Below are 14,447 nucleotides of genomic sequence, written 5' to 3' on the forward strand. Positions count from 1 at the left end.
CGGGCCGGGGAGCCGTCCCGGCTCGGGCCCCGTTCCCCGCGATCTTGCTCCTGGCGGCACCGCCGGGCGCCGTCGGCACCGCCGGGAGCAAGATCACCGCAGGTCGGGCCCTAACGGCCCGGGGTCTTCCAGGAGGGGCCCCAGCCGGAACTGTCGGAGACGCCGGGCGGCAGCGGGTCCAGGAGCCCCGCACCGGGGGCCGAGTCCTCGCTGCCCCCGCCTCTCCTGCCCCGGTACGGGGGCGGCGGCGCGGGCCGCTCCCACGCCCCCGCCAGGGCCGGGGGCACCTCCGGGCGCGGGACGGGCGGCGGATCGGCGGCCACAGCGGGGCCGGTCGGAGGGGCCGGGGCCTCCCCGGGCACGGGCTCGGGGGCGGATACGGGCTCCGGGGTGGGCTCGGGAGTGGCCACGGGCTCCGGGGCGGGTTCGGGAGGAGGCACGGACGCGGGTTCCGGCGGCCTCTCCAGGGGAGGGAGCATCGCGGCGCCCGACAGGAGCGCGGCCGACTCCGCCGGGAGCGCCGGCTGCGCGGCGGATCCCTCAGTGGGCACGGGAACGCCCTCCACCCAGGACTCCACCGGGGACAGGGTCGCCTGGTCCTCCGTGACGTCGACCACGGCGAAGGTGTCCTCCTGTCCCTCGATGAGGGGGTGCAGGACGCTGCCGGGCGGGTGGACCCGGTGCCACCACACCGCGGCCTCCCGCGGCCCCAGCTCCTCCTCGACCATCAGCCGGCCCTCGATGTGCGGGTGGCGGCGGCCGGTGCGCCACGTGTGACGCAGGGAGAGCGGTTCGAGCACGAGCACCCGCTCGCCGTCGATGACGGGGACGGCCCCCGGCGTCGCCTCGTTGCCGACCCAGTTGCCGTCGCCGCCGACCAGGTCCCACACGGCCTCCGCGATCGCCTCCCGCGGGTCGTCGCGCAGATCGGTCGCCGAGGCCACCCACTCGGGCTGCGGCCGGTGGCCGGGGACCCCGCGCCCCTCCGGTCCGACGAGGGCGTCGGCCAGCAGGACGTGCAGCTGGAAGTTGTCACCGACCCCGTCGAACCAGACGCGGAAGGCCCGCCCCGAGGCGCGGTCGAGCACCAGGATCCGGTCGGCCTCGGCCATCAGCAGCAGTTCGAAGACCTCACCCAGCTCGCGGATGCGATGGCCCTCCTGCCGGGCGAGGGAGAACAGGGCGAAGAGCAGCGACCGGTCCGACCGCACGGCGGCGCGCACGTCCGCGTCGCCCAGCACCGCCTTGGCGGCGAGGGCGTAGCGGTGCAGCACCTCCCATCCCTCGACGGCGGAGGCCGTGGCCTCGCCCAGTTCGGGGCCGACCCGCGCGGCGGCGGCATCGAGGGCCTCGGGTTGCGCGGGGTCGGGCGGAGGCCCGCCCCCGGTGCGCTCCCACGCGGTGAGGAAGGCGGCGGCGTGCCCGCCGTGGTGCCGGAGCCGGTACAGGACCTCGACCCCGGCGGAGCCCGCAGGGGTGCCGATCTCCACCAGGGCACCGCACAGCACGGCGATGTCGGCGGCCGCTCCCACGGCGACGCGGCCGGGCGGGCGGAGGAGCCCGGCGAGGACGGCGAGGGCCTCGGCCCGGGCACCGGCGGGGACGTGTCCGGCCATCTGGAACAGTGAGCCGGCGAGGGGGAGGACGTCGCGCGGCCGCTTCTCGGCGACCGCGACCATGTCGGCGACGGCACGGCGGAAGTTATCGATCACCAAGGCATCGTGGCACAGGAGGCTGTCATTCCTCTTCCGGTCCTCCCCTTTCCCGGGACCGGCTCCGAAAGCGGCCGCGGGCCCCGCGGCGACGCCGCGGGGCCCGTGCGCCGCGACGTGTCAGAGGCGGCAGGCGTAGATGTCCGTGACCAGGATGGCGCGGGCACCAAGCTGCCACAGGTCGTCCATGATGCGCTGGGCGTCCTTGCTCAGCACCATCGAGCGGACCGCGACCCAGCCCTCGCGGTGCAGGGGGGAGACCGTCGGCCCCTCCATGCCCGGCGTGAGGGCGACCGCCGCCTCGAGCTTCTCCGCGTGGACGTCGTAGTCCATCATCACGTAGTCGCGTGCCACCAGGACGCCGCGCAGGCGCCGCAGCAGCGTCTCGAACTTGGGGTCCTCGCCGGCGCCGGCCGGGCGGATGAGGACGGCCTCGGAGACCAGGATCGGATCTCCGAACATCTCCAGTCCCGCCTGACGCAGGGTGGTGCCGGTGGAGACCACGTCGGCCACCGCGTCGGCCACGCCCAGCTGCACGGAGCTCTCGACCGCGCCGTCCAGGTGGATGACGCGGGCGTTGACGCCCTCGCGCTCCAGATAGGAGCGCAGGAGCCCGTCGAAGGAGGTGGCGATCCGCTTTCCCTCGAGATCGGCCACCGACATCCCCGCGCCGCCGGGGGCGGCGAAGCGGAAGGTGGAGCCGCCGAAGCCCAGGGGCAGCACCTCGTCGACGGGGGCTCCCGAGTCCAGCAGCATGTCGCGGCCGGTGATCCCCGCCTGGAGGATGCCCTCGCCGACGTAGACGGCGATGTCCTTGGGGCGCAGGAAGAAGAACTCGGTCTCGTTGTCGGGGTCGACCATCACCAGGTCGCGGCTGCTCTTGCGCTGCCGGTACCCGGCCTCGCGCAGCATCTCGGCGGCGGGCTCGGAGAGCTGGCCCTTGTTGGGCACAGCGATTCTCAGCATGTCAGGCATGTTCACGGCTTTCGTCATCGGCTGTGGAAGGACGTCGGCAAGGGGCCGGTACGCACCGGGCGGGTGCGCCGACCTACAGATGCTTGTAGACGTCTTCCAGCCGCAGGCCGCGGGCCAGCATCAGTACCTGGAGGTGGTAGAGGAGCTGCGAGATCTCTTCGGCCGCCTGCTCGTCCGACTCGTACTCGGCGGCCATCCAGACCTCTGCCGCCTCCTCGACGACCTTCTTGCCGATGGCATGGACGCCCGCGTCGAGTTGGGCGACGGTCCCGGACCCCTCGGGGCGGGAGCGCGCCTTCTCGGACAGCTCGGCGAACAGCTCTTCGAAGGTCTTCATGGTCTCTTTCCTCGACCGGCAGTGCGCTCTCCAGGTTAGGGGCTCGGACGGACTCCGGGCAGCACCCCGAGAGATAAGTCTCAGCATGTGGTCGGTTCCGTCCGCCGGCCGCGTCAGACCATCCGGCGGGCCACCGCCCGGACCAGGGACCGCGGCAGCACCTTGAGCAGGCCGTCCGCCGTCTTGTACTGGGCGCCGGGGATCACCCGGGAGCGACCGGCGGCCCAGGCCCGCAGGGAGTCCCGGACGATGTGCTCCTTGGGGACGAACGCGAACTCGGGCAGTCCCTTCTCCTGGACCGAGCGGGTCATGTCCGTGCGCACGAAACCGGGCAGGACCACGGTGACGTGCACCCCCAGGGGGCGGACCTCGGCGGCCACGCTCTCGCTCCACAGGGTGAGGAACTTCTTGCCCGCCCCGTAGACCGAGCCGCCGGGGTTGGACACCGGCTCGCCGGCCAGGGAGGAGACGTTGACGACGCCGAGCACGGCCTTCTCCCCCGCCGCGCGCCGGGCGATCTGCACCGGCAGGACCGCCCGGGTCAGATGCAGCACCGCGCGGACGTTGAGGTCGATCATGGCGTCGATCTCGGAGGGCTCCTGCTCGGCGAAGAGGCCGCCGTCGCCGCGCCCCGCGTTGTTCACCAGCAGGTCGACGGGGGCCGCGCGGCCGCTGCCGTCCGCGGCCAGGCGGGCGGTGACCGCGGCGAGCCCCTGGGCGGTGGCCAGGTCAGCGGGGAGGACCTCGACGAGGGTGCCGTAGTCGTCGCGCACCTCCCGCGCCAGCTCGTCCAGGAGCTCCGCCCGCCGGGCGACGAGCACGAGACCGTAGCCGCGCTGCGCCAGCCTGCGGGCGTACTCCTCACCGATCCCGGAGGAGGCTCCGGTGACCAGTGCGGTCCGGGGCCGGGTCGCGCCCTGCGGGGGAAGGGGACTCTCTTCGCTCATGGGACAAGGTTAGGCCCTGCTTTTCGGATCATCTCGGGCCGCACGGCCGCCAGGCGCCCCCCTGCCGCGCCGGAGGATCGGCTCCGCCGATACGGCGAGGGCGTCCGGACAACACGGGTCAGGCCCGGGGCACGACCGCCGCGACGGCGGGGACACTGCGGAGAACACGGCGGATTCGAGGAGGAATTCGACCGAACCCATCGTGGCTGATGCCGTGGGAGGCCTGTAAGCGGTTAGCGTTCACCTATGTCCGAGACACAGAGCCATGCCGGACCCCTTTCCGCCCTGAGGCTTGAGGAGCGCCTCCGTGACACCAAGCTGTTCTTCGGCCAGGCGCTGAGAACCTTCCACGCCACCGGTTCCGTCGTGCCCAGCAGTGCCGCGCTGGCCCGCGCGATGGCCGAGTACCTCCGCCGGCGCCCCCAGCTCGACCCCTCCCTGCGCATCATGGAGGTGGGTGCCGGGACGGGGGCGATCACGCGCGGCATCGCCGCCGAGATGCGCCCCGGCGACACCCTCGACATCGTCGAGGCCAACCCCGAGTTCGCCGCACACCTGGAGCGGCTCCTGGAGACCGACCCGGTGCTGTCCCCGATCGCCGCGCAGTCCGCGGTGCACGCCGCGCTCGTGGGCGACATGGGTACCGACCGCACCTACGACGTGATCGTGTCGGGTCTGCCCTTCGCCAACTTCACCGCCGACGCGGTACGGGAGATCCTCGACTACTACTTCGAGGTGCTGCGCCCCGGGGGGACGCTGTCCTTCTACGGCTACCTGTACACGAAGGAGGTGAAGGCGGTCATCGCGCGCCGCGAGGACTACCTGCGCCAGGCGCGCACGAGCTGGGTCGTGCAGGAGTGGATCGACCGGTACGGCATCCGCTCCGAGAAGGTGTTCGCCAACATTCCGCCGGCCTTCGTCCACCACCTCCGCAAGCCCGAGAAGGACTCCTGACTCCCGGGCCGATGTGCCCGAACACACGTGGACCGGCCCCGCACCGGGCCCCGCACCGGTGCGGGGCCCGGTTTGTCCATGACCGTGGGTCATTCGGCGGTGTCTGATACGTGACGGATGCTCTCATCTGCGAATTGTTGATGATTTTGTGATCTGGTTCACAGCCTCCCGATGTCACGGACACCGTCTTACGCGGGTAGTCTCGCGTTGACTTCCTGCGGACAGGATCTTTACGGCTCGCGTGACCAGATTGCCCGCGTTCGCGTTAAAAAATCTTGAGATCTTCCTAAAAGTCCCTGGAGTCGGAACCGCGCCACAAGCCCTGCGTTCTACGTTCTCCACACCAGCCCTGTGTGAACCGCCGGCATGCGCGGCAGCCCCAAGTGCACCTACTTTCCCCTGGTCATGCGTGGACCGATGGAGGAGGCAACGTGACGCTCACCCAGGCGGTCGAGGCGTTCCCCGAGAGCTCGGGAAGGCCCGCCGGAGCAGCCCCAGCACCCCTGCCCACCGACGTCCGCCGGCGCGTGTCCGCCCTGGCCCGTACCTCGCGTCTTCTCGTGGCATGCGACTACGACGGCGCGCTGGCTCCCGTGGACACCGCCGAGCCGGGTACCCGGCGCCCGCTGCCCGAGGCGCTGCGCGCCCTGCGCGAGCTCGCCGACCTCCCGGGCACGGTGTGCGCCGTGATCTCGGCCCGCCCGCTGCGCGACCTCGCGACGCTCTCCCGGCTGCCCGGCGAGATCCGGCTCGTGGGCGCCCACGGCACCGAGTTCGACACCGACCTGACCATCACCCCGGAGGGTGTCGGCCCGGACTCCGAGCCGTCCGGCAAGGCGGCCGCGCTCGAACTGCTGCGCGACCAGGTCGAGGCGACCTCCACCCTCTACATCGGCGGAGGCGACGGGGAGGAACCCGTCTTCCTGCGCCTGAGCGGTGCCGACGCGGGCATCCGCGTCGGCGAGGAGCCCACCGTCGCGGCGCACCGCGTGCCCGACACCCCCACCGCGGCCTCGCTGCTGGCCCTCCTGGCCGCCGAACGCCGCTCCTGGGTCTTCGGCGAGCGGCCCACCCCCATCGAGCGCATGTCCATGCTCTCCAACCAGAGCTCCGTCGCCCTGATCGGCCCCGACGCGCGCCTGCTGTGGTTCTGCCACCCCGAGCCCGACTCGGGCGCGCTGTTCGCCGAGGTCCTCGGCGGCCGCCAGGCGGGCGTCTTCGCCGTCGCCCCGGCCCACGGCGGCCGTCCTCTGGGCCAGCGCTACCTCCCGGGCACCATGAGCGTGTGCACCCGCTGGTCGCGCATGGACGTCACCGACTACCTCGCCCAGGGCACCCCGCAGGGCCGTACCGACCTGATCCGGGTGATCAGCGGTGTGACCCCGGCAACCGTCGAGTTCGCGCCCCGGCCCGACTTCGGCCGCGCACCCGTGCGCATCGTCTCCCGGCCCGACGGCCTGATCGTCCACGGCGCCGAGTTCCCCATCGCCCTGTACGCACCGGGCGTCGAGTGGGAGATCGACCACGACGGCTTCGACGACGTGGCCCGCGCCGTCGTCCACCCGCGCTCGGAGCAGCCGGTGGTCCTGGAGCTGCGCTGCGGCACCGACTCCCTGGAACCGTCCGCGCTGCCCGAGTCCGAGCTGCGGCACCGGACCGGTGCGTACTGGTCGGACTGGCTGGACACGCTCACCCTGCCCGAGACCGCCCGGCAGCTGTCCGCCCGCTCCGCACTCACCCTGCGCGGCCTGTGCACACCGACCGGCGGCGTCATGGCGGCCGCCACCACCTCCCTGCCGGAGGAGATCGGCGGCGTCCGCAACTGGGACTACCGCTACTGCTGGCTGCGCGACGGCGCGCTGACGGTCCAGGCACTGGTCACCCTGGGCTCCACCGCCGAGGCCGAGGCCTTCCTGGACTGGGTGCACCGCGTGGTGGAGTCCCTGCCCGGCCCCGAGATGCTGCGCCCGCTGTACTCGCTGCGCGGCACCGACCTGGGGCCCGAGGAGGTCATCGACTCGCTGTCGGGCTACGCGGGCTCCCGCCCGGTCCGCGTCGGCAACCTGGCCGACCACCAGGTCCAGCTGGACGTGTTCGGGCCCGTCGTCGAACTCATCGCCCACCTGTCGTCGGTGCGCGGCACCCTCGCGGACCGCGACTGGGAGCTGGTCCGCGCCATGGCCGAGGCGGTCGCCCGCCGCTGGCACGAGCCCGACCACGGCATCTGGGAGGAGCGCGACGAACCGCGCCAGCGCGTCTACTCGAAGGTGATGTGCTGGGTGACGCTGGACCGCGCCCTCACCCTGGCCCGCACCTACGGGCGCGACGCCGACCCGACCTGGCAGGGGCTGCGCGAGGAGATCGCGGCCGAGGTCCTGGACAAGGGCTGGAACGAGGAGGCCCAGGCGTTCACGACCGCCTACGACGGCACCGACCTGGATGCCGCCTCCCTGCACATCGGGCTGTCGGGTCTCATCGACCCCGCCGACGAGCGCTTCCAGGCGACGGTGACGGCCGTGGAGGCCGAGCTGCGCAGCGGGCCGACGGTGTACCGCTACCACCGCGACGACGGCCTGCCCGGCGGCGAGGGCGGCTTCCACCTGTGTACGGCCTGGCTGATCGAGGCCTACCTGCTGACGGGCCGGCGCGCCGAGGCCGAGGAGCTGTTCAAGCACCTGGTGGACTGCGCGGGGCCGACGGGGCTCATCCCCGAGGAGTACGACCCGGTGACCGAGCGGGCCCTGGGCAACCACCCGCAGGCCTACTCGCACCTGGGCCTCATCCGCTGCGCCCAGCTGCTCGACCGCTTCTAGCGGCGGATACCGACCGGACACGTCGCGGGGCCCCGACCTCCACCCCTGGCGGGGGAGGCGGGGCCCCGCGGTGTCAGCCGGTGCATCAGCCGGTGTAGACGGGCTCCTGCTCCACGGGCGGGGCGGGAGCGGCCTCGGGCGGCGCGGGCGCGTCCTCGGTCGGGGCCTCGGTCGGCTCGGCCTCGGGCGGCGCGGGCGCGTCCTCGGTCGGGGCCTCGGTCGGCTCGGCCTCCGGCGGGGCCGGCGCGTCCTGGGTCGCCTCGGCCGCCGGGGTCGGCGCGGCCTCCTCGGCGGTGGCCGGAGCGGCGGCGAACAGGGCGAACACCGCACAGCCGGCGGCGATCAGGAAGGTCTTCGGACGCATGGCATGTCCTTCTCTCGTAGGTGTGTCACAGGGACGGGCGTGTCACTCGGATATCCCGACCGGGGTGCCGAGCGGCAAGTTCTCGGCCATCCAGGTGATGTCGTCGTCGGAGACGCGGATGCACCCGTGGCTGACCCGGCTTCCCAGGGCGGCCTCGTCGTCGGTGCCGTGCACCGCCAGCTGCCCGGGGCCTCCGGCGAAGCTCTCCAGCGTCTCGGAGTAGCCGCTCAGACCGAAGGCGTAGGCGCCGTAGGGCCCGCCGGGCTCCGGCGGACGGACCAGCTCGGTGAAGTAGTAGTCCCCGGGCGGAGTGGGGGTCTCGGGGTCCCCCGTACCGATCACCCCGCCGAGCACCTCCTCACCGCCGTCCAGGACCGCGAAGGAGAACTCCGACAGGTCGATCTCCACCCGGTAGGAGGTGACCGACAGCTCCACCTCGTCCCTGCGGACCCAACCGGTGCTGCCGTTGGGACGGACGGGGAGCAGCACCTCCAGCCACTCCCCCGCGTCCTCGCGGACGAGGAACACCCGGTCCGCGCCGAGTTCGTTCGGGCTGCCGAGGGTGTGCAGCACCTCTCCCCCGGGTTCGGCCCGGACCTCGATCCGGTCGCCGGCGACCCCGGCGATCCACGCGCCGCCCGCGGCGGGCGCACCGGCGCCCTCGGACGTCCCCGCGCCCCCCGGTCCGGTCTGCCCGTCCGATCCGGCCGAGCAGGCGGTCAGGGCGAACAGAGCGGCCGCGGCGAGCGCCGGCAGGATTCCGGTCGCCGGGAGCCCGGCTGCGGGGCGTCGGCCCATGGTGGTCCCTCCAGGTCGGCAAGGCGTCCGGCCGGTCCCTCCGAACCGGACGCCCACGAGAATGTCCGACGAATGTGTGCATCCTGTGTGCCCGCCGTGTGCTTTCCGTGTGGTGACCTGCTCCACCGCGAAGGCACCGGCCCGGGGTCCGCGGAAGCGGCCGTACGATCGTCCGCACAGAGCCCGGCCGACCGCGGCCCCGGGTGCGGAAGCGGAGGTCGCCCACGTGTGCGCGCATGTACTGGTCGCCGAGGACGACGCCAACCAGGCCGACCTGGTCCGGCGCTACCTGGAGCGCGAGGGCCACTTCGTGCGCGTGGTCCACGACGGGCGGGCCGCCGTCGAGGAGTACCACCGCGACCGTCCCGACCTGGTGGTCCTGGACGTGATGATGCCGGGCATGGACGGCCTGGCCGTGTGCCGGGCGCTGCGGGCCGAGTCCGACGTGGCGGTGCTCATGCTCACCGCCCGTTCGACCGAGGACGACCTCCTGAACGGCCTGGACCTGGGGGCGGACGACTACGTCACCAAGCCCTACAGCCCGCGCGAGCTGATGGCGCGGGTGCGCACACTGCTGCGCAGGTCGCGCCGGAGCGCCGACGGCGGAGAGCGGGTACTGCGGGCGGGAGCGGTCGCGGTGGACCCCGGGCGGCACACGGTCCGGGTGGACGGCGCCCCGGTGGCGTGCACCCCGGCGGAGTTCCAGCTGCTCGCGGCCCTCGCGGCCCGGCCCGGGCAGGTCCTGGACCGGTCCCAGCTGCTGGAGCACATCCACGGGATCAGCCGGTTCATCACCGAGCGCACCATCGACGTGCACGTCAAGAACCTGCGCCGGAAGATCGAGCCCGATCCCCGCAGGCCGGTGCGGCTGCTCACCGTGTACGGGGTCGGCTACAAGCTCGCCGGGACAGACGGTGCGCACCGTTAGGGCGTGGTGGGCGGGTACCCGCACCGGACCGCGACGGGGAAGGCGCCGGAGGGCACAGCCCGGACGCGTCCGGCTCCGGCACAGCATGCTGACCCGGCTGCTGGCCAGCTCGGTGATCGTGGCGGTCTGCTCGATCACCGCGACCGCCTGGCTCTCCGTGCAGCGCACCTCGGAGTCGATCAGCGTCCGGCGGGGGGAGACCCTCGCGGTGGACACCCGCATCCACGGAACCCTCGTCGGTTACGCGGCCTCCCATCCCGGGTGGGCGGGGGTCGAGGACACGGTCCGCGAGCTGGCCGACGAGACGGGGCGCCGAATCGCGCTGACCACCGAGAACCGCGTACCGATCGCCGACTCCGCCCAGGGGGAGCAGGAGTTGCCGCGGCGGACGTCGGCGGTGGTCGACCCGCTCGCCGTGGACCTCACGCTGGCACCGGACGCCCAGGGGCGGATCGACCCGCGCGCGGTCGGCCCCTTCTCGCTGCCGGACGAGGAGCGGTCGCGCCTGCTGTCCGTCGCGGAGTCGGGGGCGGCCTGCCTCGACGGGGTGTACGGACTCACCGCGGAGGTCGAGGTACGGCCCAGCGGCCGCCCCGTGGTCACGGGAGCGCGTGTCGGCAGCGCCCAGTGGTCCGACTGCGGCCTGGACGCGCTGGACGAGCCGACCGACACCGAGCGCGAGGCGCTGGAGGAGCTGGCGGAGACCACCGCCTCCTGCCTGCCCGGGGACGGGCAGGGGGTGCGGTTCGGGATCGACGGGGCCACGGGGGTCCCGGCCGCCCTGGCCGCGCCCTCGGAGCCGCCCGCGGACGAGGCGCGCGCCCCGGCGGATCCGGTTCCCCCCTCGGACACGGACGAGGGCGGTGCAGGTCCCGAGGCGCCTCCTCCCGAGGGGGAGGTCCTGCCCGTTCCCGCCCAGGACATGCTTCCCTCACCGGGCCAGGACCCGCCCTCGGCGGAGGACACCGAATCCCCGGAGCCCGAGGGCTGGTGGCTGCCGCCCACGCAGGAGCCCACCGCCGTTCCCCCTCCCTCCGAGGCCGCTCCCCTCCCGGAGTCCGCCGACCTGGACCCGGCGGTGGCCGACTGCGTGGACGCCGGCCGCCGGGCGCAGCTGGAACCGTACGTCGCCCCGGCCGCCCTGCTGTTCATCGACGACCCGTCCGAGGGCGCCGAGTCCGTTCTGTCCCTGTCCGGGGAAGGGCTGCTGCGGATCGGCGGCATGGTGCTGCTGGTGCTGGTGCCGACGGTGCTGGTGAGTGTGGCGGTGTCGGCCCGCCTCGTCCGCCCTGTGCGGGCGCTCACCGACGCCGTGCAGCGGACACACCGGGGCCGCGGCCCCGCGCGGGTCGACGTGTCCGACTCGGGGGAGATCGGCCGGCTCGCGACGGCGTTCAACGCGATGTCGGAGCACCTGGAACGGCTGGAGGAACAGCGCAGGGGGATGATCAGCGACATCTCCCACGAGCTGCGGACACCGCTGAGCAACCTGCGCGGCTGGCTGGAGGCCGCCCAGGACGGGGTGGCGGAACTGGACCCCGAGCGGGTCCGGATGCTGCTCGGCGAGGCCCGGCTGCTCCAGGAGGTCATCGACGACCTCCGCGACCTGGCCCTGGCCGACGCGGGCGAGCTGAGGCTGTCCCTGGAACTGGTGTCGGTGGACGAGCTGGTGGAGCAGGCCGTGTCCGGCCGTGCGCTGCGGGCCGGGGAGTCGGGGCTGGAGCTGGTCGCCGACACCGCTCCGGTGGAACTGCGCGCCGACCGGACCCGTCTGCTCCAGGCTGTCGGCAACCTGCTGGACAACGCACTGCGGCACACGGCCGCCCCGGGGAAGATCACCGTCAGGGCGCGCCGCGAGGACGACGAGGCGGTCGTCGAGGTGGAGGACACGGGCTCCGGCATCGCCGAGGACGACCTGCCGCACGTGTTCGACCGCTTCTGGCGGGCCGAGAAGTCGCGCAGCCGCCGGACGGGGGGCAGCGGCCTGGGCCTGGCCATCGTGCGCGACCTGGCCGGTCTCCACGGTGGCGGGGTATCGGTGTCCAGCGTGCTCGGTGAGGGCACGGTGTTCACGCTCCGGCTTCCGCTGGCGGGACCGCCGAACCGGGGCACGCCGGCCGCGGAGGCAGGCGCGCGGTCGGCTCCGCCGTGACCCTGCGCGGGCGACCCGCCCGGACCGGCGAACCGGGACGCGCCCGGCCGCCGGTGTCTCAGGCTCCTCAGCCCCGGAGGTTCTCCGCGGCGAGGAGGACGACGCGCTCCAGGTCCTCGCGCGCGACCTCCTCGCCCTGGGCGATGGCGGTCACGTACAGCTCTCCGGGCAGGGCCAGGTACAGGTGCCGGGTGGAGCCGTCCACCGTGCCCACGTACTCCAGGTCGCCGCCCAGGGAGTCGGCCTCGTCGGTGTGGTAGGTGTCGACGTCCACGTCGATGTCCACCTCCCAGGCCATCTCCTCCTCGGCGCCGGGCACCTGCACCACGTCGGGGCTGAGGCTCGGGTCCACGTTGACGGTGAACACGAGAGTGAACGTGGCGGAGCCCGCCGTGCCGCTGCCGTCGCCGAACGAGCAGACCAGCTGCTCGGCCTCGTCGAAGCCCTCCACCTCGCCGCGCTCCTCGGACAGCGCGGTGCCCGGGGCCAGGTCGCCGACGACCTCGGCCGCACCCGCCTCCGCGCACGACTCCGGCAGCGCGTACTGCGCGGAGGCGGCCTCCTCGTCCTCCTCCGCGGCACTCGGGCTCGGGCTGGGCTCCTCCTGCGGGCTCTCCGCGCCGTCGGAGGAGAAGAGGTCGAAGTCCGGATCGAACTCGTCGATGTCCACGACTCCGCAGCCGACGAGAACCGCACCGCCGACCACGACGGCGACGGCGGCTGTGCCCAGGCACGACAGGGGAGAGGACGGGATCAGTCGCATGGGTGGCTTTCGGATCTCGGGGAGTGCCGGGCGGGCGAGAGGGCCCCGGCGGGGGACACAGGGAAACTTAGCAAGTCCCCGGCCGCTCCGACACCGGCCCCCGCGCCGCCCGCTCCCTCGGGGCCGTGCGGCCCCCGAGGATCAGAAGTTGATCATGTGGCCGGCCAGCCCGTGCACCGCTTCCTTGACCGCCTCGCTCAGCGTCGGGTGGGCGTGGATGTTGCGGGCCACCTCGTGCACCGTCAGGTCCCACTGCTGGGCCAGCGTCAGCTCGGGCAGCAGTTCCGTGACGTCGGGGCCGACCATGTGGGCGCCCAGGATCTCGCCGTACTTGCCGTCCGACAGGATCTTCACGAACCCCCGGCTGTCGCCGATGCCGTGGGCCTTGCCGTTGGCCATGAACGGGAACTTCGCCACCTGGACGTCGAACCCGGCCTCCCGCGCCTCCTTCTCCGTGTAGCCGAAGCTGGCGATCTGCGGCTGGCAGTAGGTGGCGCGCGGAATGAACTTGTAGTCGATCTCCTGCGTCTCGGCCCCGGCGATCGTCTCGACCGCGACGATGCCCATCGCCTCGGCGGTGTGCGCCAGCATGAGCTTGGCGGTGACGTCGCCGATCGCGAAGATGTGCGGGACGCTGGTGCGGCAGCGGCCGTCGACGTCGACGGCACCGCGGTCGGTCAGCGCCACGCCGGTGCTCTCCAGGCCGTAGCCCTCGATGTTGGGGGCGAACCCGATGGCCTGGAGCAGCTTGTCGGCCTCCAGGACCTGCTCCTTGCCGTCGGCACCGGTGACCGTGACCCGCACGCCCTGGCCGGTGTCCTCGACCGACTCGACGCGGGTGGAGGTCATCACCTTCACGCCGAGCTTCTTGTAGGCGCGGGAGAGCTCCTTGGAGACCTCCTCGTCCTCGGTGGGGACGACGCGGTCGAGGAACTCGACGATGGTGACGTCCACACCGTAGTTGGCGAGCACGAACGCGAACTCGACACCGACCGCGCCCGCACCGGCGATGACCATGCTCTCGGGCAGGGAGCTCTCGAGGATCTGCTCCTCGTAGGTGACGACGCGCTCGGACAGCTCGGTGCCCGGAAGCAGCTTCGTGGAGGCCCCGGTGGCGATCACCGCGTGGTCGAAGGTGACGGTCTCGGTGGCCCCGTCCCGGCCGCGGACCTCGATGGTGTGGTCGTCGGTGAAGGTACCGCGCCCGTCGATCTCGGTGATCTTGTTCTTCTTCATGAGGAAGTGGACGCCCTTGACCCGGCCGTCCGCGACCTCGCGGCTGCGGCTGAACGCCTTGCCGTAGTCGAACTCGACCCGGCCCTCGACCTTGATGCCGAAGGTGTCGGCCTCCTTGGTGAACAGGTGGGCCAGCTCGGCGTTGCGCAGCAGGGCCTTGGAGGGGATGCAGCCCACGTTGAGGCAGACCCCGCCCCAGTACTTCTCCTCGATGACAGCGGTGTTGAGCCCCAGCTGCGCCGCGCGGATCGCCGCGACGTATCCGCCCGGCCCAGCGCCGAGAACCACCAGATCGAAGTGTCGCTGTCCCATGACGGGATCTCCTTGAGTGTGTTGCACACCCAGCGCGGTCGCTCTGCCAGGGTGTCGGTCCGCGACCGCCGGCCTGAGGTGTGCTCCGCGAATCGTCTCGACTGCTCGCGACGTCCCCCGCACCGCCGCGAGATACGAAAGGCACCTACGAACACA

Annotated in this window: 12 protein-coding genes; 4 read left to right on the forward strand and 8 right to left on the reverse strand. The window is 72.9% G+C overall.

The window, feature by feature from the left end; genetic code table 11:
- Positions 1-110: 110 nt before the first annotated feature.
- The 4 genes from FHS13_RS02165 to FHS13_RS02180 form a co-directional block, all read right to left on the reverse strand.
- Positions 111-1,712: a hypothetical protein gene (locus FHS13_RS02165; RefSeq protein ID WP_184286492.1), complete on the reverse strand. Its 1,602-nt coding sequence runs from the start codon at positions 1,710-1,712 to the stop codon at positions 111-113.
- Between the two features lie 120 nt (positions 1,713-1,832).
- Positions 1,833-2,687, reverse strand: a complete 855-nt coding sequence (gene hisG, locus FHS13_RS02170; protein WP_184286495.1) for an ATP phosphoribosyltransferase — start codon at positions 2,685-2,687, stop codon at positions 1,833-1,835.
- Positions 2,688-2,760: 73 nt separating this feature from the next.
- Positions 2,761-3,024, reverse strand: coding sequence for a phosphoribosyl-ATP diphosphatase (locus FHS13_RS02175; RefSeq protein ID WP_014913038.1), 264 nt, complete (start codon positions 3,022-3,024; stop codon positions 2,761-2,763).
- 113 nt (positions 3,025-3,137) lie between these two features.
- Positions 3,138-3,971, reverse strand: a complete 834-nt coding sequence (locus tag FHS13_RS02180) for an SDR family NAD(P)-dependent oxidoreductase (RefSeq protein WP_184286498.1) — start codon at positions 3,969-3,971, stop codon at positions 3,138-3,140.
- Positions 3,972-4,217: 246 nt separating this feature from the next.
- On the opposite strand from FHS13_RS02180, the gene FHS13_RS02185 reads away from it, so the two are divergent.
- Positions 4,218-4,925: a class I SAM-dependent methyltransferase gene (locus FHS13_RS02185; protein WP_184286501.1), complete on the forward strand. Its 708-nt coding sequence runs from the start codon at positions 4,218-4,220 to the stop codon at positions 4,923-4,925.
- Positions 4,926-5,356: 431 nt separating this feature from the next.
- Positions 5,357-7,738, forward strand: coding sequence for a trehalase-like domain-containing protein (locus FHS13_RS02190; RefSeq protein WP_184286503.1), 2,382 nt, complete (start codon positions 5,357-5,359; stop codon positions 7,736-7,738).
- Positions 7,739-7,823: 85 nt separating this feature from the next.
- Here FHS13_RS02190 and FHS13_RS02195 read toward each other — a convergent pair whose 3' ends face one another.
- Both FHS13_RS02195 and FHS13_RS02200 read right to left on the reverse strand, forming a co-directional pair.
- Positions 7,824-8,102: a hypothetical protein gene (locus FHS13_RS02195; protein WP_184286506.1), complete on the reverse strand. Its 279-nt coding sequence runs from the start codon at positions 8,100-8,102 to the stop codon at positions 7,824-7,826.
- Positions 8,103-8,144: 42 nt separating this feature from the next.
- Positions 8,145-8,900 (reverse strand): L,D-transpeptidase, encoded by a 756-nt coding sequence (locus tag FHS13_RS02200; protein ID WP_184286509.1) that lies wholly within the window; start codon positions 8,898-8,900, stop codon positions 8,145-8,147.
- Between the two features lie 226 nt (positions 8,901-9,126).
- Here FHS13_RS02200 and FHS13_RS02205 point away from each other — a divergent pair, with 226 nt between their 5' ends.
- Together FHS13_RS02205 and FHS13_RS02210 are read left to right on the forward strand one after the other, a co-directional pair.
- Entirely contained in the window at positions 9,127-9,828 is a 702-nt protein-coding gene (locus tag FHS13_RS02205) for a response regulator transcription factor (protein WP_343064872.1), read from the forward strand.
- Positions 9,829-9,913: 85 nt separating this feature from the next.
- The gene (locus tag FHS13_RS02210) at positions 9,914-11,980 is read left to right on the forward strand and encodes a sensor histidine kinase (protein ID WP_184286515.1); all 2,067 of its coding nucleotides are present in this window, start codon (positions 9,914-9,916) and stop codon (positions 11,978-11,980) included.
- A 67-nt stretch (positions 11,981-12,047) separates the two neighbouring features.
- On the opposite strand, the gene FHS13_RS02215 is transcribed toward FHS13_RS02210, so the two are convergent.
- Both FHS13_RS02215 and lpdA read right to left on the reverse strand, forming a co-directional pair.
- On the reverse strand, positions 12,048-12,743 hold the full coding sequence (locus tag FHS13_RS02215) for a hypothetical protein (protein ID WP_184286518.1): 696 nt from the start codon (positions 12,741-12,743) through the stop codon (positions 12,048-12,050).
- Positions 12,744-12,884: 141 nt separating this feature from the next.
- On the reverse strand, positions 12,885-14,291 hold the full coding sequence (gene lpdA, locus FHS13_RS02220) for a dihydrolipoyl dehydrogenase (RefSeq protein ID WP_184286521.1): 1,407 nt from the start codon (positions 14,289-14,291) through the stop codon (positions 12,885-12,887).
- Positions 14,292-14,447 lie beyond the last annotated feature (156 nt).

The organism is Nocardiopsis algeriensis (assembly GCF_014203695.1).
Taxonomy (GTDB): domain Bacteria; phylum Actinomycetota; class Actinomycetes; order Streptosporangiales; family Streptosporangiaceae; genus Nocardiopsis; species Nocardiopsis algeriensis.